Source organism: Nonomuraea sp. H19, from assembly GCF_052068215.1.
Classification (GTDB): Bacteria; Actinomycetota; Actinomycetes; order Streptosporangiales; family Streptosporangiaceae; genus Nonomuraea.
This window is the reverse complement of record NZ_JBQHCV010000059.1, coordinates 1-22,687: the sequence shown is the minus strand read 5'-3', so window position 1 is coordinate 22,687 and position 22,687 is coordinate 1. Positions and strand designations below refer to the sequence as shown.

Genomic DNA, 22,687 nt, shown 5'->3' with positions numbered 1-22,687 from the left:
AGCCGCCGCTGGACGGTGACCGCGCCCAGGGAGCCGGCGCTCAGACGGTGACAACGCCGCCGGAGCCGGTGCTCCGGCGGCGTCCGCGCCGTCCGAGGGTGGCGCTCAGACGGTGACCGCGCCGTCCGAGGCGGAGCCGACCGTGGCCACGTACTTGGCCAGCACCCCCCGCTCCACCGCCCGCTCGGGCCGCCGCCAGGAGGACCGGCGCTCGGCCAGCTCGGATTCCGGCACCATCAGGTCGAGCGTCCCCGCCGCGCTGTCGATCACCACCGGGTCGCCGTCCAGCACCAGCGCGATCGGCCCGCCGTGGTACGCCTCCGGCGTCACGTGCCCGATCACCAGGCCGTGCGACACTCCACTGAACCTGCCGTCGGTCACCAGCGCCACCGACGCCCCGAGGCCGCGGCCGACGAGCGGGCCGGTGATCGAGAGCATCTCGCGCATGCCGGGACCGCCCGCCGGGCCCTCGTACCGGACGACGATCACGTCGCCGGCCACGATCCGGCCCTCCTGGATGGCGGCGTAGCACTCGTCCTCCGAGTCGAACACCTTCGCCGGGCCCTCGAACCGGAAGTCGTCCTTGCCGCCCAGCTTGAGCACGCAGCCATCGGGCGCCAGCGAGCCCCGCAGGATGGCCAGCGCGCCCCGCGCCTTGGCGGGCTTGTCCACGCTCGCCACGACCTGCTGCCCCGGCGTCTCCCGGGCGTCCGCGGCGACGGCGGCGAGCGTCCGGCCGTCCACCAGCGTGACGTCCTCGCGCAGCAGCCCGGCCTCCAGCAGCCGGCGCACCACCAGCGACGTGCCGCCGGCCCGCCACAGGTCGGCGGCCGTGTGGTCGCCGCCGCTCGGCTTGAGCCCGGTGATGATCGGGACCCGGCGGCAGACCTCGCCGATCTCGTCGATCTCCAGCGGCAACCCGGCCTCGCGCGCGATGGCGAGCAGGTGCAGCACGGCGTTGGTGGAGCCCCCCATGGCCGCCACCGAGACGATCGCGTTGTGCAGGGCGTCCGCGGTCAGGACGCGCGAGGGGCGCGCGTCACGGGCGAGGGCGTCCATGGCGATCTCGCCGACCCGCCGCGCCGCGGCGTTCTTCTCCTCCGCCACCGCAGGGATGTCGCCGATCCCGAACGGTGCCAGGCCGAGGAAGTCGGCGACGCTGCCCATGGTGTTGGCGGTGTACTGGGCGGCGCAGGTGCCGGCGCCCGGGCAGGCGTGCCTGGCCAGGTCGTCCAGCTCCGACTGGTCCATGCGGCCGACGGCGCGCTCGCCGAGCGCCTCCCACATGTCCTGGATGGTGACGTCACGCCCGCGCCAGCGGCCCGGCATCATGCTGCCGCTGTAGAGGACCACGGACGGCACGTCCAGCCGGGCCAGCGCCATGATCGCGGCGGGTACGGTCTTGTCACAGCCCACGATCGCCACCACGGCGTCGAAGCCGTGCGCGCGGCCCATCAGCTCGATCGAGTCGGCGATGACCTCCCGGCTGATCAGCGAGGTACGCATGCCGGGCGTGTGCATGGTGAGGTTGTCGGAGACCGCGATGGTGTTGAACTCCATCGGCATGCCGCCCGCCGCCCGCACCCCCTCGGCCACGTGAGCGGCCAGCTCGCGGTGGGTCAGGTTGCACGGCATGGTGCCGGTCCAGGTGGAGGCGATGCCGACCACGGGGCGGCGCATCTCCTCCTCCGACATGCCCATGGCGTACAGGTGGGAGCGGGCGGGTGCGCGGTCGGGATCGTCGGCGATGCTCACGGCTTCCTCCGGTGTTGCTCGATGGTGCTGCACACCATGATCCCGGGCTCGCTCATGACCGCGCCGACCGGCCCCTCACTGCTCGCGGATCCCCCACGGTGAGCCGTACTCCACCAGCAGATCCAGGTATGGTCGCGGCTCGAACGCCTCGGGCCCCAGCACGCCCGTGCCCTTCCAGACGCCGTTCGCCAGCAGCTCCAGCGCGATCACCGGGTTGACGGCGGTCTGCCACACCACGGCCTGGGAACCGTACTCGCGCATCGACCACTCGTTGTCCACCACGTGGTACAGGTACACCTCGCGCGGCCGGCCGTCCTTGGCGCCCTTCACCCAGGTGCCCGCGCAGGTCTTGCCGCGCATGCGGTCGCCGAGCGCGGCCGGGTCCGGCAGCACGGCCGCGACCACGTCGCGCGGTGACACCCTGGCCGGGCCGCGGTCGGTCCTGACCGGGACCGGCTCGGTGCTGTCCACGCCGAGCGCGTGCAGGGTCCTGAGGGTGCCGATGAAGTCCTCGCCGAGGCCGTACTTGAAGGTGACCCGGCCGGCGTCCACCCAGCGGGGCACCAGCAGCACCTCCTCGTGCTCGACGTTCACGCACTCCACCGGGCCGATGCCCTCGGGGAAGTCGAAGACCTCGGGCTCGCTGAACGGCTCGGTCGTGTACCAGCCGCGCTCCCTCTCGTAGATGACGGGCGGGTTGAGGCACTCCTCGATCGTGGTCCAGATGGAGAACGACGGGGCGAACTCGTACCCCTCGACAGTGAGGTTGGCGCCGTCCCTGATGCCGATCTCCTCGATCTCGTCGAACAGCTCGTCGGCGGCGTACCGGGCGAACACGTCGGCGAGGCCGGGCTCCACGCCCATGCCGACCAGCGCCAGCCTGCCTGCGGCGGACCACTGCTCGTGGCGGGCGAACTGCTCGTCGCCCAGCTTGACGCCGACCTCCTCGTACGGGCGCTCGGGGTGCGGCTTGGACATCGACATCGCCATGTCGAGATAGTCGACGCCCCTGGCCAGCGCCGCCTCGAACAGCGGCAGCACGAAACGCGGGTCGGTGGCGTTGAGCAGCACGTCGCACCGGTGCTCGGCGAGCAGCGCGGCGACGGCGGCGGAGTCGGAGGCGTCGACCCTGGCGGGGGTGAACCTGCTCGCGCGCTCGCCCAGCGCGGCGACGGCCGCCTTGGCGCGGGGGAGGTCATAGTCGGCGACCACCAGGTGCTCGAAGAACGGACGGCGGGCGGCGATCCGCGTGATGGCGGTTCCCACCCCGCCGGCTCCAACTAGAAGGATGCGCATGACGATAAATCCCCTTTAAAGGCTTTTGGGGGGCTGTGTCGTTCATCCAACTCGGCTACGCTCATCAACGTCAATGGCGTTGGCATAAGGGCGGTGTTCGTGGCGAAGCGGGTGGTGCCGGAAGCCGCGCGCAGGCGGCGGCGGCCCACCAAACAGGGGCAGGTCCTGACCCACCAGCTCATCCTGGAGACCGCGCTGCGGATGCTGCGCGAGCACGGCGCGGCCGGCCTGACCGCCCGCCGCCTCGGACTCGCGCTCGGCGCCGACGCCAGCACGGTCTACCGCTACTTCCGCGGCATGGACGACCTGATCCTGGCCATCGCGGACGAGCTGTTCGGCCACGCGATGGCCGGCTGGCGGCCCACCGGCGACTGGCGGGCCGACCTGCGCGACCTCGGGCTGCGCATCCACCACGCCTACCTGGCCCACCCGCAGGCCGCCGTCCTGACCGCCAGCCGCGTCACGGGCCGGTCGAACGAGGTGGCGACCGACGAGACGATCCTCGGCATCCTGCGCGGCGCCGGCTTCCCGGACGCCGACGCGGTGCGGATCTACCACGCGTTCATCGACCAGAGCCTGGCCTTCTCCATCCTGGACGCGGCCACGCTGGCCCTGCCGAAAGTCGCGCGGGAGACCGACGAGGAGGTGTGGCGGGAGACGTACGCGCGCCTGCCCGCCCGTACTCACCCCCACATCGCCGCCACGGCGCCGCTGCTGGTGGCCTGTATGAACGACAGCGCTTACCCGACGGCGCTCGACATGCTGTTGTCCAGCGCGTCGGCCCAGCTGCGCGGCGGGGAGAGGCCTTGACGCCATGAAGGAAATGCCGGTTCGGACAACGGCGATCAAGGGCCGCGATACGCTCGGGCGTGTCCGAAAACGCCACCGCGCAGCCGCCTCCGTTACCGGCGCTCACCAGGGTCTTGATCGGTCCCCCGGGGAGGGTGTTGATCCCCTTCGTCGCCCTGGTCGGGCTGATCATCTTGTACAACAGGAGCCTGCCGGGCGGGGGCTCTTTCTCCCTGTGGATGCTGGGCCTCATGCTGACGCCTGGCGTGGTCATCGTCTGGGCCGCCCGTTTCGGGGTGGGCCTCCTGCGCTCCGACGGTCGGCCGGGGCTGCGGGAACACTGGGTACGCTGGGCGGTCGCGCCTGTGATGGGGGTGGCGGTGATCGGGGCGGTGTACGTGGATCTGCCCTTCACCGCTCGATTCGCGATCTCCGAGGCGAGCCTGGAGCACCTCGCCCAGGCGGTCGCGTCGGGAGCGGAGTCAGCCGAGCACGATGACCAGTGGGTGGGGCTCTATCCGCTGACGTCGATCGAGCGCATCGAGGGTGGGGCGCGGTTCCTGGTGAGCGACACCGGGTTCCTGGACCACTACGGTTTCGCATGGAGCCCGAAGGGCCGGCCCGCGGAGGAGTCCCACACGGGATACACGCATATCCGAGGTCCTTGGTACGTGTGGGAGAGCCGGTGGTGAGGGTTCCCGGAGGACCTGACCTGTGGGTCTTCTTGGCCGCCGCGACCGTGATCCCCCTCTGGTACGTGCCGGGGGGCATGGCCTGGCTCGCGATGCCCGTCATTGCGCTGGTGGCCATGATCGCCGCCGTGACCAGGGCATACCAGGACGCGGCACGGCTCCGCACCGTGGAAGAGCCTGTACCCCCTGGACACGACGGTGCTGACGGATGGGGCGAAGCCTCATCAGGGGCGGTCTAGTGCCCCAGATCCGAGTGCGAACGCAGGCGGGTCAGCGGCGGTTCTGGGCGATGCGTTTGCCGACGCCCCACAGGGAGTCGTCGGCCATGAGGGCGGGCAGGCGGGGCGCGTCCGCGTCGATCTGGCGCAGCACCGCGGGCTGATCGCCGGAGAAGCGGCTCCAGGCGCGGACCACCTCCGGCATCGCCGCGATCGCCTCGTCGCTCAGGATGGCCTCCCGGGGCAGCCACGAGGTCAGAAACTGCGACACCCGGGCCGGGCTCCACCACAAGGGCCGATCTCCGACGAACTCCCCAAGCTGCTCGAACGCCTCCCGCGCCCCCGGCACGTCCGGCAGGTCGGCGAACCTGGACACGGTGTCGTCGGCCGCCCCGCGCACGAGACCCGGCACGGTGCGGGCGCGGGTGATCGCGAATGGCCGTACCTCGGCCAGCGTGTCGGCGACCAGCGCCCCCATGATGCGATCGCCCAGCTCGAACGCGTCCAGGACGCGCCCCGCGACCACCCCCGGATCGGCCGCGACCAGGCCCAGGTCGTCGAGGAACTTCACCTCCTCGACCAGCGCGTCGACCGCCAGCCCGCCGTTGGGCTGATCGATCCCGACCACCAGGATGTGCGGCTCCTTGCCGTTCTCGTAGCGGAACGACAGGACGGCCAGGGCCTGCTCGCCGTACGGGTCGGCCTTGCCGTACCAGGCGCCCTCGCACGTCACCCGGCCCATCCGGCGTACCCACCCGGGAAGCGTGTCCGCCAGTCCTTTGGCCGCCGCCGCGTAGGCTCCGGGCGCGACTTCGCCCGGCGGCTCGTCCGGGACATCCGCGTCCTCTGAGCCGCCGTCGCCGCTGTAGCCGGCCGGGGCGTCCGCGTTGACCGCCGCCAGGGCGACGAGCGTGAGACGTGACTCCGCGCTGCCGTCCTCGGCCAGTTCGCGCAGGAAGGGGCCCACCTGGTCCGGCTCCAGACCGGCCGTGAGCCGCGCCGCCCAGAGCTCCGTCCGCAAGGGGGAGCGCCACCTGAGCAGGTCACGGGCCTGCACGATCGCCGTGTCGAACGCTGTAGTGCTCACCCTTAGACCGTATCGCCATGGCGGGCTCCCGCCGCGCCGCCGGATCAGGCGGAGCAGCATGAACGCGTCCGCGGTCTGCCCGCTGAACGCCGGATCGCCCGCTGCCGCGTCCGGAACACGCGCAGGTCCGGCGCCTTCGCCGATGGTGCGCCGACTTGGACACCCGTGCACGACGGCCCGCCGTCCGGCGGACCGTCGTCGCGGTCGGGTGCCCTTCGCTCAGCGCTTGTCGGGGTCGGGTCCCCTTCGCTCAGCGCTTGTCGTCGGTCAGCCCCGCCTTGCGGAGGGCTTCGGCCATGGCGCCCATGGGAGCCGGGCGGTCCTGGCGGCGCTGCCCGTCACCCCGGCCGCGCTGCCCACCGTCGCCGTTGCCCCGCTGGCCTCCGTCGCCCCGGCCGCCGCGCTGGCCATCGCCGCGACCGCCTTGACCGCGCCCGTCCTGACCGCGGCCACCCTGGCCCCGGCCACGCTGGCCACCATCGCCACGGCCACCGTCGGCGCGGCCGCCATCACCCCGGCCGCCACCCTGACCTTGGCGGGCGGATGCCTTGCGGGGGCCGTCGCCGGACGGCTGGGCGGCGGTGGTCTCGTCCTCCAGACGCAAGGTCAGGGAGATGCGCTTGCGGGGGATGTCGACCTCGAGCACCTTGACCCGGACGATGTCGCCGGGCTTGACCACGTCACGCGGGTCCTTGACGTAGTTGTGCGACATGGCCGACACGTGCACCAGGCCGTCCTGGTGGACGCCGACGTCCACGAACGCCCCGAACGCGGCCACGTTGGTGACCACGCCCTCCAGGATCATGCCGGAGGCCAGGTCGGAGATCTTCTCGACTCCTTCCTTGAACGTGGCGGTCTTGAAGGCGGGACGCGGGTCGCGGCCCGGCTTTTCCAGCTCGCGCAGGATGTCGGTGACGGTCGGCAGGCCGAACTTGTCGTCGGTGAAGTCCTCGGGCTTGATCGTCCGCAGCGCCGCCGTGTTGCCGATCAGCGACCTGAGGTCCGTCTTGGCCGAGCCGAGGATGCGGCGCACCACCGGATAGGCCTCCGGGTGCACGCTGGACACGTCGAGCGGGTCGTCGCCGTCCCGGATGCGCAGGAAGCCCGCGCACTGCTCGAACGCCTTGGGCCCGAGCCGCGGCACCTCCTTCAGCGCCGTGCGGGTCCTGAAGGGGCCGTTGGAGTCGCGGTGGCGGACGATGCTCTCGGCCAGTGTGGAGCCGATGCCCGACACCCGCGTGAGCAGCGGCGCCGACGCGGTGTTGACGTCCACCCCCACGGCGTTGACGCAGTCCTCGACCACCGCGTCCAGCGAGCGGGACAGCTTGGACTCGGCGAGGTCGTGCTGGTATTGGCCGACGCCGATGGACTTGGGGTCGATCTTGACCAGCTCGGCCAGCGGGTCCTGCAGCCTGCGCGCGATGGAGACCGCGCCGCGCAGCGACACGTCCAACTCGGGCAGCTCCTGCGAGGCGTACGGCGAAGCGGAGTAAACCGAGGCGCCGGCCTCCGACACCACGATCTTCGTCAGCGACGGCACGAGCTTGATCAGATCACCGGCCAGCTTGTCGGTCTCGCGGGAGGCCGTGCCGTTGCCGATGGCGATCAGCTCGACTCCGTGCCGCTGCGCGAGCGCGGCCAGCACGGCCAGCGACTGGTCCCACTGCCGCTTGGGCTCATGTGGGTAGATGGTGGCGGTTTCGACCACCTTGCCGGTGGCGTCGACCACGGCCACCTTCACACCCGTACGAAGCCCCGGGTCGAGGCCCATCGTCGTACGGGTGCCGGCGGGCGCGGCGAGCAGCAGGTCGCGCAGGTTGGCCGCGAACACCCGCACCGCCTCCTCCTCGGCCGCCTGCCACAGCCGCATTCGCAGGTCGATGCCCAGATGCACGAGGATGCGGGTGCGCCAGGCCCAGCGCACGGTCTCGGTGAGCCACTTGTCCGCCGGGCGGCCCTGGTCGGAGATGCCGAACCTGGAGGCGATGCGCAGCTCGTAGTCGGGGCTGTCGTCGGGCTCCAGCGTGACGCTGAGGATCTCTTCCTTCTCGCCCCTGAACATCGCCAGGATCCGGTGCGAGGGCAGCTTCGTGAACGGCTCGCCGAACTCGAAGTAGTCGGAGAACTTGGCCCCCGCCTCCTCCTTGCCCTCCCGGACCTTCGACACCAGCCGCCCGCGCTTCCACAGCTGCTCGCGCAGGCCGCCGATGAGGTCGGCGTCCTCGGCGAACCGCTCGATCAGGATCGCCCTGGCGCCCTCCAGCGCCGCGCCCGCGTCGGCCACGCCCTCGGTGACGAAGCCCGCGGTCGTCGCGGCCGGGTCCAGCGCCGGGTCGGCGAGCAGCTGGTCGGCCAGCGGCTCCAGCCCCAGCTCGCGGGCGATCTGCGCCTTCGTGCGCCGCTTGGGCTTGTAGGGGAGGTAGATGTCCTCGAGCCTGGCCTTGGTCTCGGCCGCCATGATCTGCTCGCGGAGCTGGTCGTCGAGCTTGCCCTGGGACTCGATCGACTCCAGGATCGCCGTCCTGCGCTCCTCCAGCTCGCGCAGATAGCGCAGCCGCTCCTCCAATGTGCGCAGCTGCACGTCGTCGAGAGCGCCGGTGGCCTCTTTCCGGTATCGCGCGATGAACGGCACGGTCGCGCCGCCGTCGAGGAGCTCGACGGCCGCCTGCACCTGCCCGTCGCGTACGCCGAGCTCTGCCGCGATCCGCTGGTGAATAGAGAGCACTTGCCTGCCTTTCGATGGTCCCGCCGGTCAATTGTGCAGGACTACGCCGTCTTTCATGACCAGACTGCGCGCAGGGTGAACGACCACCGCCTCCGCCGCGCCGCCGCACGGCACGACGATCAGGTTCGCCCGGTCGCCCGCGGCCAGGCCATAACCGTCCAGCCCGAGCGCGCGGGCGCCGCCGTAGGTGGCGGCCTCCAACGCCAGCTCGATGTCCTCGTCCCTGCGGAAAGTGCTGCGATAGGCCACGTGCATTGCCCGCTCCAGCATGTCGCCGCTGCCGTAGGGACCCCACAGGTCGCGGATGCCGTCGTGGCCGCAGGCGACGGTGACGCCCGCGGCCCGCAGCTTCTTGACCGGCGGCACCGGGAAGCTGTAGACGGCCGCGGTCACCAGCGCGACGCCCGCCTCGGCGAAGCCCTGGACCAGGCGGTCCTGGTAGGCCTCGTCGAGCTGGCCGAGCGCGTAGGCGTGGCTGATCGTCACGCGGCCGCCCAGGCCGAGCGCCCTGGTGCGCTCGATGATGAGCTCCAGCTCCCACCCGCCCAGCGAGCCGCCGTCGTGCAGATGGATGTCCAGGTGCGCGCCGTAGCGCTCGGCCAGGCCGAAGATCACATCGAGGTGGCGGACCGGGTCGCGGTCGACGCCCGCCGGGTCCAGGCCGCCCACCGCCTCGACGCCGCTCTTCAACGCCTCCTCCAGCAACTCGGCCGTGCCCGGGTTGGTGAGCAGGCCGTGCTGCGGGAAGGCGACCTGGCGCACCTCGACGGGGGAGCCGGCGGCGGCCTCGTGAACGGCCTCCACACCGCGCAGCCCCACCTGCGGGTCGATGTCCGTGTGCGTCCGCACATGGGTGGTGCCCGCCTCGCTCATGCGGCCGAGCAGCGCGCCGATCCGCGCCACGCTGGGGACGCCCAGCTCGGCGCGCCGGTCGAGGTCGTTGGCGATGCGCCCGGCCAGCGTGTCGTCGGCCGAGTGGGGGATCCACGGCCCGCCGTGGAGGGTCTTGTCGAGGTGGCAGTGCGCCTCGACGAGGCCGGGCAAAACGAACTGCCCCGCGATGTCGATCATTTGGGCACCGGGTGCGTCGATGCCCTGGGCGACGCGGTCGATCCGCCCGCCGCGGACCAGGATGTCGGCAGGCGCCCCGAGCCCCCAGGGGAGCCCGCCGCGCAGCAGCACGTCCGTCATGCTCAGCACCCTAGACGGCTGAGCCGACGATTTCCCTGCCTCTGACGTGACCGTTGTGGGTCAGGCCGGGCGGGTGGCGAAAAGCTCCAGGTGGTGGCAGTAGGGGCAGCGATAGGCGTCGATCTCCCACTTCGGCCGGCCCATCAGTTTGGCCCCGCCGAAGAACCCACGCTCGAGAGCGCCCTCGACCCACCTGGCGAAACCCTTGGCGTGCTCGCCCGAGTCCATGATGAACCCGGCCTCCAGCCCGCCCTCGCCGCAATGCGTGCAGTGCAAGTCCGACATGCCGGAGATCGTAATCAGATCTCGTCCAGGTGAGCCACGTTCGCCACGTCGGCGGCGTCCGTGCTCGGCAGGCCCTCCAGCCAGGCGTCGAGGATCTCGTCCAGCACCACGTCCGACGTGAGGCGGAGGCTGAGGGCCAGCACGTTGGCGTCGTTCCACTTGCGGGCACCGTCGGCGGTGTAGGCGTCGACGCACAGCGCCGCGCGCACGCCGGGCACCTTGTTCGCCGCGATCGACGCGCCGGTGCCGGTCCAGCAGCACACGACCGCCTGGTCGGCCCGCCCTTCGCTCACGTCCCTGGCGGCCAGCTCCGAAGCCCACGCCCAGTCGTCGCGCTCCCCGTCGTTGAGCGCGCCGTGCGCCACCACCTCGTGCCCACGCCTGCGCAGCTCCGTCACGACCCGCTCGGCCACCCCGTCCTTGCTGTCGGCGGCCACCGAAATCCGCATGCGACCTCCCTCCCTGCACTCCACATCTATCAGTGCCCCGGGCCGGAATCGAACCAGCGACGGCCACGGAGGCGGAGTAGCGGGTGCGGGAATCGAACCCGCCCTGTGCGGCTTATGAAACCGTCGGGCACACCAGCGCCCTCACCCGCCTGGTGGACGACGGGCCGGTTCCTGGGGTCAGCTCTTCCAGGACGTGCCCGTACGGCGCCGCATGCGCATTCGCCGGGTGTCCATGGGAAGTCCTTTCAACGAGATCGCCGGAATCGAGCATGGCGGCCGGGCACAGGACGGCGCAACGCGTTTTCTCCCCACAGCCATGGGACTGGCGCATTGAGGTGCCATGTGGTTGGTTGTGTCGCCAATGAGCATTGATGTGAGCGATATTCCGGCGCTGGCCCGAGGCTGCGCCATTTTGGGCACCGGGGGCGGGGGAGACGTGCGTACCGGCTCGTTGTCCGCGGTCCGGGCCATCCGCGAGTACGGCGAGGTGCCGCTGGTCAGGCTGGGCGAGCTCCCCGGCGACGCGCTGGTCGTGCCGCTGTCCGGGGTCGGCGCGCCGACCGTCAGCCACGAGATGATCCACAGCGAGGACGAGCCCAAGCGCATCGCCGAGGAGGTCGAGCGGATCTTCGGCCGCCCGCCGAGTGCGATCATGTCCTCTGAGATCGGCGGCTCCAACGGGGTCGCTCCCGTCGCCTGGGCCGCACAGCTCGGGCTGCCGCTGCTCGACGCCGACGGGATGGGGCGGGCGTTCCCCGAGGTCCAGATGGTGTCGATGTACGTGGCCGGGCTGCCCGCCGACCTGGTGATCATGTCCGATGTCGCGGGCAACGTGGTGACCATCCGCCCGATCGACGGCCTCTGGTCGGAACGGCTGGCCAGGGCGGTGTGCGTGGCGGCGGGTTCGAGCGCCCTGATGGCCGACTACGTGCTCCCGGCCGCGCGGGCGCGGGGCGCGGTCATCGAGGGCACGGTCACCCGCGCGCTCGAGATCGGCCGGGCCACCGAGGGCGCGCCCGACCCGCTGCGCGCGCTCCAGGACCGGCTCGGAGCGGCCAGGCTGATCACCGGCAAGCTGACCGACGTGGCGCGGCGCACCACGGGCGGGTTCGTACGGGGCACCGCCACGATCGAGGGCACCGGCGACGACCGGGGCCGCACCCTGACCATCGAGCTGCAGAACGAGAACCTGGTCGCTTCCGAGAACGGCCAGGTCAAGGCCATGGTCCCGGACCTCGTGACGGTCGTCGACACCGAGACCGCCGCCGCCATACAGACCGAGAGCCTCAGGTACGGCCAGCGCGTCACGGTCCTCGCCTGGCCGTGCGACCCCCTCTGGCGCACCCCCAAGGGGCTGGAGACGGCCGGGCCGCGGGCGTTCGGGTACGAGCTGGACTACGTTCCGGTCGAGGAGCTGACGGCACATGGCTGACCTGCGCATCGGGATCGACGTCGGCGGCACGAACACCGACGCGGTCGTGCTCGACGCCGAGGGCCAGGTGATCGCCAAGGCCAAGCGGCCGACGACCCCGGAGGTGACCGAGGGGTTACGGGCGGCCCTGGACGCGGTGCTGGCCGAGCTGGAACCAGCCCCTGCCGGTGATTTATCCGGACACGCCGCGGGCGGCCACGGTCACCCGCATGACCGGATCACCCGGGTCATGCTGGGCACCACGCACGCGACCAACGCCATCCTGGAACGGCGGAACCTCGGCCGGGTGGCCGTGCTGCGGCTCGGCGCGCCCGCCACCACCGCCGTCCCTCCGCTCTCCGACTGGCCCGCCGGCCTGCGCGAGGCCGTCTCGGCGGGCGAGGCGATCGTGCCCGGCGGCCACTACGTCGACGGCCGCGAGATCAGCCCGCTCGACCTCGGCGCGATCCGCCGCTTCCTGGACACCACCGAGGCCGACGCCGTCGCCGTCACCAGCGTGTTCAGCCCGGCGAGCAGCGAGCACGAGCGGCTCGTCGCGGAGCTGATCCGGGCCGAGTACGGCCTGCCGGTCTCGGTGAGCCACGAGATCGGCTCTCTCGGGCTGCTCGAACGCGAGAACGCCACCGTGCTCAACGCCGCCCTGTACGGGGTCGCCGCCCACGTCACCGACGCCCTGGTGACCGCCCTGGCGGAACGAGGGCTGAAAGCGCGCCCGTACCTGGCCCAGAACGACGGCACGCTCATGACGCTGGAGCACGCCGCGCGGCTGCCGGTGTCGACGATCGGCTCGGGCCCGGCGAACTCGCTGCGCGGGGCCGCGTACCTGTCGGGCGTGGCGGACGCGATCGTGCTGGACGTGGGCGGGACGTCCACGGATCTGGGCGTGCTCGTCGGGGGTTTCCCGCGGGAGTCGGCGGCGGCGGTCGAGATCGGCGGGGTGCTCACCAACTTCCGCATGCCGGACATCCTGGCCATCGCGCTCGGCGGCGGCACGATGGTGAGAAGCCACGGCATCGGCCCCGAGTCGGTCGGCTACCGGATCGTCAAGGAGGCGCTGGTCTTCGGCGGGACCACGATGACCATGACCGACGCGGCCGTGGCCGCCGGCCGCGTCCCGCCCGGCGCGACCGACTGGCGAGACCGGCTCCAGGAAGCCATGGGTGACAGGTCGGCAACAATCGCCGACACCCTGGAAAGGGCGGTGGCCGTCGCGGACGAGATGGTCGTCGACGCCGTGGACAGGATGGCACTCGGCAAATCCGACAGACCGCTGGTCGCGGTGGGTGGCGGCGCGTTCCTGCTGCCGAGCGCGATCCCCGGCGCGACCCAGGTGATCCGCCCCCGCCACGCCGAGGTGGCCAACGCCGTCGGCGCCGCGATCGCACTCGCGAGCGGCAGAGTCGATACGATCTTGCCTGCGGGAGATAGCCGGTCAGAAGCCATCGAAAGGGTCAAGGAGCAGGCGGCGGCGCGGGCCGTGGCCGCGGGCGCCGATCCCTCCGGCGTCGAGATCGTCGACCTTCTCGAGGTGCCGCTGAGCTACCTCTCCGAGCCCGCCGTGCGGGTACACGTCAAAGCAGCCGGACCCCTCGCCCGGTGAATGATCGAAAGGATCCCCCCACCATGCGCTGGCACAAGCGTCTGCTCGTCGCCGGTGTCACCGGTGCCCTGGCCTTGACCGCATCCGCATGCGCGGGCGGTCAGGTGCGCGGCGCCGGCGGAACACCCCAGCCGCAGGCGAGCAGCAGCGGCAGTCCGACGACGGCCGCGCAGGCCAACGACGGCACGTTCGTCTACGCGCCGAACCTCGACGTGGTCACCGACTGGGACCCGGCGACCTCCTACTCCAACGAGATCATCGCCCTGTCCAACATCTACGAGGGCCTGACCAGGTACAACTCCGAGTCCCGCAAGGCCGAGCCGCGCCTGGCCACCGAGTGGACCTCGGCGAACGGCGGCAAGGAGTGGACGTTCAAGCTGCGGCAGGGCGTGAAGTTCCACTCCGGAGCCACGCTCGACGCCGAGGCGGCCAAGAAGGCCATCGAGCGGACGATCGAGAAGAAGGGCGGCGCCGCCTACATCTGGGACTCGGTCGACAAGATCGAGGCCGTGGACGCGGCCACGCTGAAGTTCACGCTCGAGTACGCCACCCCGCTCGACCTCGTCGCCTCCTCCGGCTACGCCGCCTACATCTACGACGTGGACGCCGTTGACGCGGACGGCAAGAAGGACGCCGGCACCGGCCCGTACACGATCGACTCCTGGCAGAAGGGCAAGGAGACCGAGCTGACGCTGAAGGCGTTCGAGGGCTACTGGGGCGGGTGGAAGCCGGAGCAGTACAAGAAGGTGGCCTTCCGGGTCACGCCGGAGATCACCACGGCCTGGCAGCTGCTGCAGAAGGGCGAGGTGAACTTCGTGCAGCGGCTGAACCCGCAGCTCTTCGAGCAGGCCGGCATGACGCCGGGCGTGAAGACGTCGCGGTCGCCGTCGTTCCAGAACCTGCTGGTCCTGTTCAACACCGCCTCCGGGCCCATGAAGAACGTGAAGATCAGGCAGGCGCTGCAGCTCGCGATCGACTACGACGGCCTCGTGGGCGCGCTCAAGGGCTCGGCGCAGAAGGCCAGCGGGCTGGTGCCGCAGGGGCTGCTCGGTCACGCCGGCGGCATGGAGCCCAAGATGGACCTGCCCAGGGCGCAGGAGCTGCTCGGCGAGGCGGGGTACGGCCCCGACAACCCCGAGCTCAAGCTCAGCCTCACCTACGCCCAGGGCGACGAGGACCAGAAGCTGCTGGTCACGCTGCTCAGCTCGGCGCTGAAGAGGGTCAACGTGAACCTGCAGGCCAAGCCGATGAGCTGGAACGCGCAGTGGGACCTGGGCAAGAAGCAGGGGCAGGACATCTTCGTCATGTACTGGTATCCGGACTACCCGGACGCCTACTCCTGGTTCCTCAACGTCTTCAAGAGCGCGGACAAGCCGCAGTTCAACCTGTCCTACCTGAAGGACGCCCAGATCGACGCGAAGATCGACGAGCTGCCCCAGCTCACGGCGACCGACCAGGTCAACGCCGACCAGGCGTACCAGGACCTGCAGAAGAAGATCATCGGTGAAGAGGCGGCGGCGGCGGTGCCGTACGTGCAGACCTACCAGCGCGCGCTGACCACCGACGTCTCGGGATATGTGGACAATCCCGCTTATCCCAACGTGGTCTTCTTCTACGACCTCACGCGCGCGCCCTAGCCCATGCTGCGCTATCTGGCCCGCCGGCTCGCCCAGGCCCTCCTGGTCGTGGCCGGCGTGGTCGTGCTCACGTTCGCGGTCATGCGGCTGGTGCCGGGGGATCCGGCGGTGGCGTTCGCCGGGCCGAAGGCCACGCCGGAGCAGCTCGCCGCGGCGCGGGAGCGGTTCGGGCTCGACGACCCGATCCCGATGCAGCTCGTGCACTACGTACGCGACCTGCTCACCGGCGACTGGGGCACCAGCCTGCGGACCCGGCAGCCGGTGCGCGACGACCTGTATCTGGCGTTCCCGGCCTCGCTGGAGCTGGTGGGCGCGGCGCTGGTGCTCGCGATCGTCGTGGGCATCCCGGTCGGGGTGCTCGCCGCCCGCTACAAGCGGAAATTTCCGGACTTCGGGGTGCGGTTCACGAGCATGCTGGCGGTCTCCGTACCGGTCTTCTGGCTGGCACTGACGCTGCAACTCGTGTTCGCCGGCAACCTCGGCTGGTTCCCGGTGGCCGGCGAGTACGACTCCGCGCTCGACACCACGAGCCCGCTCACCCTCTGGACGAACATCACCATCGTCGACGCCCTCATCACCGGCAACTGGCCGATCTTCACCAGCACCCTCGAACACCTGGTGCTGCCCGCCCTCGTCGTGGCCGCCTACCCCACGGGCGTGATCGCCCAGATGACCAGGGCGGCCCTCATCGAGGAGTCCGGCCAGGACCACGTCCGGCTGGAGCGGGCGCTCGGTTTCGGCGAGACGTCCATCCTGACCAGGTTCGCCCTCAGACCGGCGCTGACCCCCGTCCTGTCGCTGATCGCCCTGGTCTTCGCCTATTCGATGGTGAACGGCTTCCTGGTCGAGGCCGTCTTCAACTGGCCGGGCCTGGGCCGTTACGCCGCAGAGTCGATCCGCTCCTTGGACACCCCCGCCATCGCGGGCGTCACCCTCGTGGTCGCCCTGGTGTATGTGCTGGCCAACCTGGTCGTGGACCTCCTGCAGGGCTTCGTCGACCCGCGGGCGAGAGCGCGATGACGGCCACCCAGGCGCCGCTGCGCCGCACGCTCCCCAGGATCCCCGACCGGTTCGCCGCGTTCGGCGCCGTGCTCATCGTGCTGATCGTGCTGGCCGCCGTCCTGGCGCCGTGGCTCGCGCCGTACCCGCTGGACGAGCCGAAGCCGCTGGAGAGCATGCTGCCGCCGAGCGGCGCCCACTGGTTCGGCACCGACCAGGCCGGGCGGGACGTGTTCACGAGGGTCCTGTACGGCGGCCGCACCTCGCTGTTCATCGCCGTGTCCGTGCTGGCCGTCTCGGCGCTGGCCGGGGTGACGCTCGGCGTGGTGGCCGGGTACGCGGGCGGCTGGGTCAGAGACGTGATCATGCGGGTCACGGACGTGTTCCTGGCCTTCCCCGCGCTGCTGCTCTCGCTGACGCTGGCGGTCGTGCTGCAGCCCAGCGTGACCACGGTCGTGCTGGCCATCGCGGTGACCTGGTGGCCCTGGTACACCCGGCTGGCCGCCTCGGTGGCCGCGTCCATCACCACCCGCGGCTACGTGGACGCCGCGCGCTGCCTCGGCGTGCCGGCGCCGTTGATCATCCTCAGGCACGTGCTGCCGAACTCGCTCACGCCCGTCCTGGTCCAGCTCTCCCTGGACGCGGGCGGGGTGATCCTCACCGCCGCGGCGCTGTCGTACCTGGGGCTGGGGGCGCAGGAGCCGACGGCGGAGTGGGGGCTGATGGTGCAGCAGGGGCAGACGTACTTCACCACGAACTGGTGGGTGGTGACCTTCCCGGGGCTGGCGATCCTGGTGACGGCGTTCGCGTTCAACGTGCTGGGCGAGGGGCTGCGTAACGCGCTGGATCCACACAGGGCGGTGAAATGATCGAGGTACGCGATCTCCAGGTCCGGTACGGCGGGCGGCTCGTGGCCGACGTGCCCGAACTCGACGTGGGCGCGGGCGAGTGCGTGGCGATCGTGGGGGAGAGCGGCTCGGGCAAGTCCACGACGCTGCTCACGCTCTTGGGCCTCACCCCGGATGCTGAAATTTCGGGACATGTCAGTGTCTGCGGCGTCGACGTCCTGACCGCCCCGCCCCGCCGCCTCCGCGAGATCCGCGGGGCCAGGGTGGCGCTGGTGATGCAGTCCCCGCAGGCCGCGCTCAGCCCCGCCACCCGCCTGGGCGTGCTGATGCGCCGAGCGCTCAAGCTCCACGGCCGGGTCCGTACGGACGAGGCCATGGCGGACGCCGTGACGGCCGTCATGCTCGACCCCGCGATCCTGCGCCGCTACCCCCACGAGATCTCCGGCGGCCAGGCCCAGCGCTTCGCCATCGCGCTGGCCATCGCCCTGGGCGCCGAGGTGATCCTCGCCGACGAGCCCACGAGCGCCCTCGACGTGACCGTGCAGGCCGAGGTCGTCGGCGTGCTGCGCAGTCTGAGGTCGGAGCGCGGCCTGGCGCTCCTGCTCGTCTCCCACGACCTGGCCCAGGTGTCCACGATCGCCGACCGGGTGCTCGTCATGAAGGACGGGGCGGTGGTGGAGTCCGGATCCGCGGCGCAGGTGCTGGCCGCGCCGTCCCACCCGTACACGCGCGAGCTGCTGGAGGCGGTGCCGTGACCATGCTCAGGGCCGATGGCGTGACCCTCGGGTACGGCAGGCGCCCCGTCGTGCACGACGTGACCCTGGACATCACGGAGGGCGGGGTCGGGCTGATCGGGGAGAGCGGCTCGGGCAAGACGACGCTGGCCCGCGCGTTCCTGGGCCTGCTGAGGCCCATGTCCGGAAATATCTGGTACGGGGACCGAACGCTGAAAAATGCGGACATGCGGAAGTTCCGCAGGGACGTCCAGCCCGTCTTCCAGGCCGAGGCCCTCGACCCCAGGATGCGCATCGGCAGCTCCATAGCCGAGGCCCTTCCGCGAAGCGCCAGAGCCAGGGTCGCGGAGCTGCTCGAACAGGTCGGCCTGGACCCGGGCCTGGCCACCCGCAGGCCGCACCAGCTCTCCGGCGGCCAGCGCCAGCGCGTCGTGATCGCCAGGGCCCTGGCCGTCGGCCCCCGCCTGCTCGTCCTGGACGAGCCCACGAGTGCCCTGGACGTGACCGTCCAGGCCAAGATCCTCGACCTGCTGGCGGGCCTGGACACCGAGCGCCTGCTCATCACCCACAACCTCGCCGTCGTGGAACGGCTCTGCCGCACCTCGCACGTGCTGTTCGCGGGCCGGATCGTCGAGTCGGGACCCACGGGCGACCTGCTGGCCAAGCCCGCCCACCCCTACACCAGAGCACTGCGCGACGCCGTGCCCAAGCTCGGCGGCACCCCGCCGGAGGCCAGGGGCCGGACGGAGGCGGTGCCGGCGGCGACGGGCTGCCCGTACCGGCTGCGCTGCCCGCTGGCCGTACCGGAATGCGAGCGGCCCCCCACGCTCAGAGACGTGGAGGGCCGCCAGGTCGCCTGCCATCGCGCGGAGTGAGGCCATGTGCAGGCTCAGAGCGCCTTCAGGCCGCTGATCACCTCCAGCAGCACCGTGGCGTCCGGGGCGGGCGGCGGGTGCTCGACCTGGACGAGCTCCTGCGCGTGCAGGTCGCCGACCAGCACCCTGACCACGCCGATGGGCAGGTTGAGCTCGGCGGCCACGTCCACGAGCCGGGTCGGTTTGGTGCATTTCTGCAGGATGATCAGATGCTCGGGGCCCAGGCCCACGGGCGGCGTCAGGCCGCCGGCCGTGATGATCACCGCGATGAGGTCGATGGCCTCGCTCGCGGGTACCGTACGGCCCCTGGTCAGCAGGTAGGCGGGGACGATCGGACCGGCGTCCTCGTCCAGCCAGCGCTCATCAGTCACTTCGCACCACCCGCATGGGACGCGGTGCGGGCTCCTGCACGGGAGCCTCGGGTTCGGGCTCGGCCACGTGCTCTTCCGGGATCAACACGATCGCGGTGGTCCCTCCATATGGTGAACCGCGCAACGTCACGCGGATGTCATGCCTGGCGGCCAGGCGGGAGACGACGAAAAGGCCGAGCCGGTCACTGTCGGCCAGGTCGAACTCCGGTGGGCTGGCCAGCCGCTCGTTGATTTCGGCCAGCTCGGCCGGCTCCATTCCGAGTCCGCGGTCCTCGACCTCGAAGACGAAGCCGCGTGCCGCCTTCTCACCGCGCACGATGACCGGCGTGTGCGCGGGGGAGTAGACGGTGGCGTTCTCGATGAGCTCGGCGATCAGGTGGATCACGTCGCCGACGACGGGGCCCGCGAGACGCTGGCCCGGCATCGGCTCGACGGTGACCCGCTGGTAGTCCTCCACCTCGGCCGACGCGCCGCGGGCCACGTCGAGCAGCGGCACCGGCCTGCTCCAGCCGCGGCCCGGGGTGGCGCCGGACAAGATGATCAGCCCCTCCGCGTGGCGGCGCATGCGCGTCGTCAGGTGGTCGAGCTTGAACAGGTCCTCCAGGGCTTCCGGCTCGGTCGCCCGGTGCTGCATGTCCTGGAGCTGGATGCGCTGGCGGTGCAGCAGGGTCTGGCTGCGCCGGGCCAGGTTGCGGAACACGTGGCCGACGCCCTCGCTGAGCTGCGCCTGCCCGACGGCGGCCTCCACGGCCGTCTGCTGCACGGTGGAGAAGGCCTGCCCCACGTCGTCGATCTCGACCGTGGTGCTCGCCACCGACAGCTCCGGCATCTCGACCTTCTCGCCCTTGCGCAGCTTGGCGACCACGTGCGGCAGCCGTTCCTGGGCCACCTCCAGCGCGGCCAGCCGCAGCGCGCCCAGCTCCTTCGACAGCCGGTCGCCCATCCGCAGCGAGAACGCGATCGACACCACCACCAGCGCCAGGCACATGCCCGCCAGCATCAGCGCCCGTTGGAGCACCTGGTCGGCCACCGGCTCGGCGCGATCGTTCAGCACCTCGCCGGCCTGCATCTGCGCGGCCTGGAACGACTTGGCCAGCCCCTCCGTCGTGCTGAGCCAGCCCTGCGGCGTGCCGCCGGCGATGATCTGGTCCTCCATCAGCCGCATCCGCTGGTAGGCGGCTGAGGCGATCAGGGCCACCTGCGTGTCGCGCAGTGCCGGGTCCAGCTCGCCGAGCGCCTGGTCGATCAGGAAGCGCCGGTTGCCGGCGATTTCGGTGAACAGCCTGCGCTCGCCGCGCGTGGTCGGCCCGAGCGCGATGGCCTGCTCCCTGGTCAGCAGCTCCTTGGCGTACCCCATGTCGATGACCACGCGGGACTGCTCGTAGATCGGGATGTCGTCGATGAGCGCGACGCGGCGGTGCAGGCCGAAGATCGTATCGATGATCGAGTTGTACGCCTCCACGGTGCGCAGACGGTCAGATAGGCCCGTGTCGATCTCTCCCCTGATCGCATCGAGCCTGTCGAGCTGCGTGTACACCGCGTCCACCTGTGTGCGGATCTCTTCCGATCGGTCTTTGGAGTTGCTGGAGAGCTGCTTGAACGTGTCCCTTGCGGTGTCGGTACGGGTGCGTTGCGCGGCCACGGCGGCCGAGGTGTTCGGCGTGCGCCGCAGGAACTTGGCCGAGACCAGGCGCTCCTGCTGCATTTCGCTGATCAGTTTGTACGCGGGAAGGCGGAGGTTCGTCCAGACTGTCTTATATTCGCGAAGCTCCAAACCTTCAGAAGCGGTGACAGCGGTGATGACCCCCCAAAGCACCACCATGGAGGTCAGCGGCACTAGCAGCAGCCCGATGATCTTCATCCGGATCGTTCGGCTACGACCCATGGCACCTCACTCCGGTCGGTCCCCTGCTGGCAACCCCGGACGGGACAGGCCCCGAGGATAGCAATCCGATCACCAAAATGCCCAATTTTTCGGGACTTTTGGACACGCGTCCCCGGTTTCTCTGATCTTGGAGTAGGTTGCCCGGGTATATCGCTGACAAAGGGAGATGCGTTGCGCCGTCGTCTCGCAGCGGCCGCCGCGCTGGTGCTCCTCGCGGCCTGCTCGGCGCCCCCGGAGGCGCCGCGGGCCCCGGCAGGCGAAGCGCCGTTCGTCTACCTCAAGAACCTCGACATCATCACGGAGTGGGACCCCAGCAAGTCCTACTCCAACGAGATCGTCGCCTTCCAGAACATCTACGAGACCCTCACGCTCTGGAACCCCGTCACCAAGAAGTCGATGCCCCGCCTGGCCACGTCGTGGCGGGCCTCGCCGGACGGCCGGACGTGGACGTTCAACCTGCGGCACGACGTGACCTTCCACACCGGCCGGCCGCTCGACGCCGCGGCGGTCAAGGCGTCGATCGAGCGCACCATGGCGGCCAATACGGGCGCGTCCTACATCTGGGACGCCGTCTCCTCGATCAGGGCCGAGGACCACGTGACGGTGACGTTCACGCTGAAGTACCCGGTCCCGCTGGATCTGGTGGCCTCCTCCGGGTACGCGGCCTACATCTACGACACGAAGGCGGCCCCCGACCTGGGCAAGTGGTTCAGCACGGGCAGGGACGCGGGCTCTGGGCCGTACACGGTGACGCGCTGGCAGAAGGGCAAGGAAGAGGAGCTCACGCTCACGGCGTACGACAAATACTGGGGCGGCTGGCGGAGCCCGCACTACAGCACGGTGAAGTACCGCGTCGTGCCCGACCCCGACAACGCGTGGCGGATGCTGCTGCGCGGCGAGGCGAGCTTCGTGCAGCGGCTCAACCCCCGCCTGTTCGCCAAGGCCGCGGTCACGCCGGGCGTGCGCACGTCGGAACGGCCGTCGTTCCAGACGGCGATGCTGCTGTTCAACACCGCCACCGGGCCGATGAAGGACGTGCGGGTGCGCCGCGCGATCCAGAAGGCCATCGACTACCGGGGCCTGATCAAGGACCTGAAGGGAGCCGGCTCACCGGCCAGCGGCATCATCCCCGAAGGCCTGCTGGGCCACGTCCCCGGCCGCGCTCCCCGCCAGAACCTGAACGCCGCCGTACGGCTGCTGCAAAGGGCGGGGTACGGGCCGGGCGGCAGGCCGCTGCGGCTGCGGCTGACGTACGGGCAGGGCGACACCGACTGGCGGCTGCTCGCCACGACGCTGGAGGCGACGCTGAAGCCGCTCAACGTCACGATCGAGGCCAGGTCGATGCCCTGGAACACACAGTGGGAGCAGGGCAGGAAGCGCGGCCAGGACATCTTCGCGATGTACTGGTGGCCCGACTACGCCGACGGCTACTCCTACTTCGGCACCGTCTTCCGCAGCGCGGACCCGCCCGTGTTCAACCTGGCCTACCTGCGCGACCAGGATCTGGACGAGCTGCTCGAGCCGGTGCCCGAGCTGACGGTGACCGACAAGACCGCGGCGCAGCGGGCGTACGAGCAGGCCACCAAGCGGGTGCTGGACCAGCGGGCGGCCGTCGCGCTGCCCTGGGTGGTCAACTACCAGCGTGCCTACCAGGGCGGCATCCAGGGCTACGTCGACAACCCGGCCTACCCGGATGTGGTGTTCGCCTACGACCTGCGACCTTCCGGCTGAGCCTGCTCATTGCCTCACTCCGTTCGGCGGGCTCGGTCGCCCTATGCCGCCGCCTTCCCCCGCTCTGGTCGCTACGCTCCCGCCGCTC

The 22,687-nt window shown here is 70.9% G+C and carries 19 protein-coding genes and 1 tRNA gene; 10 read left to right on the top strand and 10 right to left on the bottom strand.

Annotated elements, in window-relative coordinates:
* Nucleotides 1–105: 105 nt before the first annotated feature.
* Nucleotides 106–1,755 carry a dihydroxy-acid dehydratase gene (gene ilvD / locus ACTMTI_RS54530; RefSeq protein ID WP_441128988.1) on the bottom strand — a complete coding sequence of 550 codons (1,650 nt, stop codon included), beginning with the start codon at nucleotides 1,753–1,755 and terminating at the stop codon, nucleotides 106–108.
* A gap of 75 nt (nucleotides 1,756–1,830) precedes the next feature.
* On the bottom strand, nucleotides 1,831–3,051 hold the full coding sequence (locus tag ACTMTI_RS54525; protein ID WP_441128987.1) for a saccharopine dehydrogenase family protein: 1,221 nt from the start codon (nucleotides 3,049–3,051) through the stop codon (nucleotides 1,831–1,833).
* Between the two features lie 99 nt (nucleotides 3,052–3,150).
* On the opposite strand from ACTMTI_RS54525, the gene ACTMTI_RS54520 reads away from it, so the two are divergent.
* Nucleotides 3,151–3,861 (top strand): TetR/AcrR family transcriptional regulator, encoded by a 711-nt coding sequence (locus ACTMTI_RS54520; protein ID WP_441128986.1) that lies wholly within the window; start codon nucleotides 3,151–3,153, stop codon nucleotides 3,859–3,861.
* A 137-nt stretch (nucleotides 3,862–3,998) separates the two neighbouring features.
* Nucleotides 3,999–4,532: a hypothetical protein gene (locus ACTMTI_RS54515; protein ID WP_441128985.1), complete on the top strand. Its 534-nt coding sequence runs from the start codon at nucleotides 3,999–4,001 to the stop codon at nucleotides 4,530–4,532.
* Between the two features lie 270 nt (nucleotides 4,533–4,802).
* On the opposite strand, the gene ACTMTI_RS54510 is transcribed toward ACTMTI_RS54515, so the two are convergent.
* From ACTMTI_RS54510 to ACTMTI_RS54485, 6 genes are all read right to left on the bottom strand, one after another.
* On the bottom strand, nucleotides 4,803–5,837 hold the full coding sequence (locus tag ACTMTI_RS54510) for a hypothetical protein (RefSeq protein WP_441128984.1): 1,035 nt from the start codon (nucleotides 5,835–5,837) through the stop codon (nucleotides 4,803–4,805).
* Between the two features lie 250 nt (nucleotides 5,838–6,087).
* Nucleotides 6,088–8,562 (bottom strand): Tex family protein, encoded by a 2,475-nt coding sequence (locus tag ACTMTI_RS54505; RefSeq protein WP_441128983.1) that lies wholly within the window; start codon nucleotides 8,560–8,562, stop codon nucleotides 6,088–6,090.
* 27 nt (nucleotides 8,563–8,589) lie between these two features.
* Nucleotides 8,590–9,753 carry an amidohydrolase gene (locus ACTMTI_RS54500; RefSeq protein ID WP_441128982.1) on the bottom strand — a complete coding sequence of 388 codons (1,164 nt, stop codon included), beginning with the start codon at nucleotides 9,751–9,753 and terminating at the stop codon, nucleotides 8,590–8,592.
* A gap of 60 nt (nucleotides 9,754–9,813) precedes the next feature.
* Nucleotides 9,814–10,038 carry a hypothetical protein gene (locus ACTMTI_RS54495; protein ID WP_441128981.1) on the bottom strand — a complete coding sequence of 75 codons (225 nt, stop codon included), beginning with the start codon at nucleotides 10,036–10,038 and terminating at the stop codon, nucleotides 9,814–9,816.
* Between the two features lie 14 nt (nucleotides 10,039–10,052).
* Entirely contained in the window at nucleotides 10,053–10,487 is a 435-nt protein-coding gene (locus ACTMTI_RS54490; RefSeq protein WP_441128980.1) for an RpiB/LacA/LacB family sugar-phosphate isomerase, read from the bottom strand.
* Between the two features lie 77 nt (nucleotides 10,488–10,564).
* Nucleotides 10,565–10,637, bottom strand: a tRNA-Met gene (locus tag ACTMTI_RS54485).
* 223 nt (nucleotides 10,638–10,860) lie between these two features.
* Here ACTMTI_RS54485 and ACTMTI_RS54480 point away from each other — a divergent pair.
* From ACTMTI_RS54480 to ACTMTI_RS54450, 7 genes are read left to right on the top strand one after another with little or no spacing between them, the layout of a single operon-like run.
* Nucleotides 10,861–11,919: a DUF917 domain-containing protein gene (locus ACTMTI_RS54480; RefSeq protein ID WP_441128979.1), complete on the top strand. Its 1,059-nt coding sequence runs from the start codon at nucleotides 10,861–10,863 to the stop codon at nucleotides 11,917–11,919.
* Nucleotides 11,912–13,519 (top strand): hydantoinase/oxoprolinase N-terminal domain-containing protein, encoded by a 1,608-nt coding sequence (locus ACTMTI_RS54475; protein ID WP_441128978.1) that lies wholly within the window; start codon nucleotides 11,912–11,914, stop codon nucleotides 13,517–13,519. Before ACTMTI_RS54480 ends, ACTMTI_RS54475 begins: the two co-directional genes overlap by 8 nt.
* Before the next feature lie 23 nt (nucleotides 13,520–13,542).
* Nucleotides 13,543–15,156, top strand: coding sequence for an ABC transporter substrate-binding protein (locus ACTMTI_RS54470; RefSeq protein ID WP_441128977.1), 1,614 nt, complete (start codon nucleotides 13,543–13,545; stop codon nucleotides 15,154–15,156).
* 3 nt (nucleotides 15,157–15,159) lie between these two features.
* Nucleotides 15,160–16,176, top strand: a complete 1,017-nt coding sequence (locus ACTMTI_RS54465; protein ID WP_441128976.1) for an ABC transporter permease — start codon at nucleotides 15,160–15,162, stop codon at nucleotides 16,174–16,176.
* The gene (locus tag ACTMTI_RS54460) at nucleotides 16,173–17,024 is read left to right on the top strand and encodes an ABC transporter permease (protein ID WP_441128975.1); all 852 of its coding nucleotides are present in this window, start codon (nucleotides 16,173–16,175) and stop codon (nucleotides 17,022–17,024) included. Before ACTMTI_RS54465 ends, ACTMTI_RS54460 begins: the two co-directional genes overlap by 4 nt.
* The gene (locus tag ACTMTI_RS54455) at nucleotides 17,021–17,758 is read left to right on the top strand and encodes an ATP-binding cassette domain-containing protein (protein ID WP_441128974.1); all 738 of its coding nucleotides are present in this window, start codon (nucleotides 17,021–17,023) and stop codon (nucleotides 17,756–17,758) included. The genes ACTMTI_RS54460 and ACTMTI_RS54455 overlap by 4 nt, the downstream gene beginning before the upstream one ends.
* A gap of 2 nt (nucleotides 17,759–17,760) precedes the next feature.
* Nucleotides 17,761–18,612: an ABC transporter ATP-binding protein gene (locus tag ACTMTI_RS54450; protein WP_441128994.1), complete on the top strand. Its 852-nt coding sequence runs from the start codon at nucleotides 17,761–17,763 to the stop codon at nucleotides 18,610–18,612.
* Nucleotides 18,613–18,626: 14 nt separating this feature from the next.
* Here the strand turns inward: ACTMTI_RS54450 and ACTMTI_RS54445 are convergent, their stop codons facing one another.
* The gene (locus ACTMTI_RS54445) at nucleotides 18,627–18,983 is read right to left on the bottom strand and encodes a DUF742 domain-containing protein (RefSeq protein ID WP_441128973.1); all 357 of its coding nucleotides are present in this window, start codon (nucleotides 18,981–18,983) and stop codon (nucleotides 18,627–18,629) included.
* Nucleotides 18,976–20,868: a sensor histidine kinase gene (locus tag ACTMTI_RS54440; protein ID WP_441128972.1), complete on the bottom strand. Its 1,893-nt coding sequence runs from the start codon at nucleotides 20,866–20,868 to the stop codon at nucleotides 18,976–18,978. Before ACTMTI_RS54440 ends, ACTMTI_RS54445 begins: the two co-directional genes overlap by 8 nt.
* Nucleotides 20,869–21,039: 171 nt before the next feature.
* On the opposite strand from ACTMTI_RS54440, the gene ACTMTI_RS54435 reads away from it, so the two are divergent.
* On the top strand, nucleotides 21,040–22,599 hold the full coding sequence (locus ACTMTI_RS54435; RefSeq protein WP_441128971.1) for an ABC transporter substrate-binding protein: 1,560 nt from the start codon (nucleotides 21,040–21,042) through the stop codon (nucleotides 22,597–22,599).
* Nucleotides 22,600–22,687: the final 88 nt, after the last annotated feature.

What these genes read in the sequence shown, in the direction of transcription:
- ACTMTI_RS54525 (WP_441128987.1), bottom strand. Translation starts at nt 3,051, where the DNA reads ATGCGCATCCTTCTAGTTGGAGCCGGCGGGGTGGGAACCGCCATCACG.
- ACTMTI_RS54500 (WP_441128982.1), bottom strand. Translation starts at nt 9,753, where the DNA reads ATGACGGACGTGCTGCTGCGCGGCGGGCTCCCCTGGGGGCTCGGGGCG.
- ACTMTI_RS54495 (WP_441128981.1), bottom strand. Translation starts at nt 10,038, where the DNA reads ATGTCGGACTTGCACTGCACGCATTGCGGCGAGGGCGGGCTGGAGGCC.
- ACTMTI_RS54490 (WP_441128980.1), bottom strand. Translation starts at nt 10,487, where the DNA reads ATGCGGATTTCGGTGGCCGCCGACAGCAAGGACGGGGTGGCCGAGCGG.
- ACTMTI_RS54475 (WP_441128978.1), top strand. Translation starts at nt 11,912, where the DNA reads ATGGCTGACCTGCGCATCGGGATCGACGTCGGCGGCACGAACACCGAC.
- ACTMTI_RS54470 (WP_441128977.1), top strand. Translation starts at nt 13,543, where the DNA reads ATGCGCTGGCACAAGCGTCTGCTCGTCGCCGGTGTCACCGGTGCCCTG.
- ACTMTI_RS54465 (WP_441128976.1), top strand. Translation starts at nt 15,160, where the DNA reads ATGCTGCGCTATCTGGCCCGCCGGCTCGCCCAGGCCCTCCTGGTCGTG.
- ACTMTI_RS54460 (WP_441128975.1), top strand. Translation starts at nt 16,173, where the DNA reads ATGACGGCCACCCAGGCGCCGCTGCGCCGCACGCTCCCCAGGATCCCC.
- ACTMTI_RS54455 (WP_441128974.1), top strand. Translation starts at nt 17,021, where the DNA reads ATGATCGAGGTACGCGATCTCCAGGTCCGGTACGGCGGGCGGCTCGTG.
- ACTMTI_RS54450 (WP_441128994.1), top strand. Translation starts at nt 17,761, where the DNA reads ATGCTCAGGGCCGATGGCGTGACCCTCGGGTACGGCAGGCGCCCCGTC.
- ACTMTI_RS54440 (WP_441128972.1), bottom strand. Translation starts at nt 20,868, where the DNA reads ATGGGTCGTAGCCGAACGATCCGGATGAAGATCATCGGGCTGCTGCTA.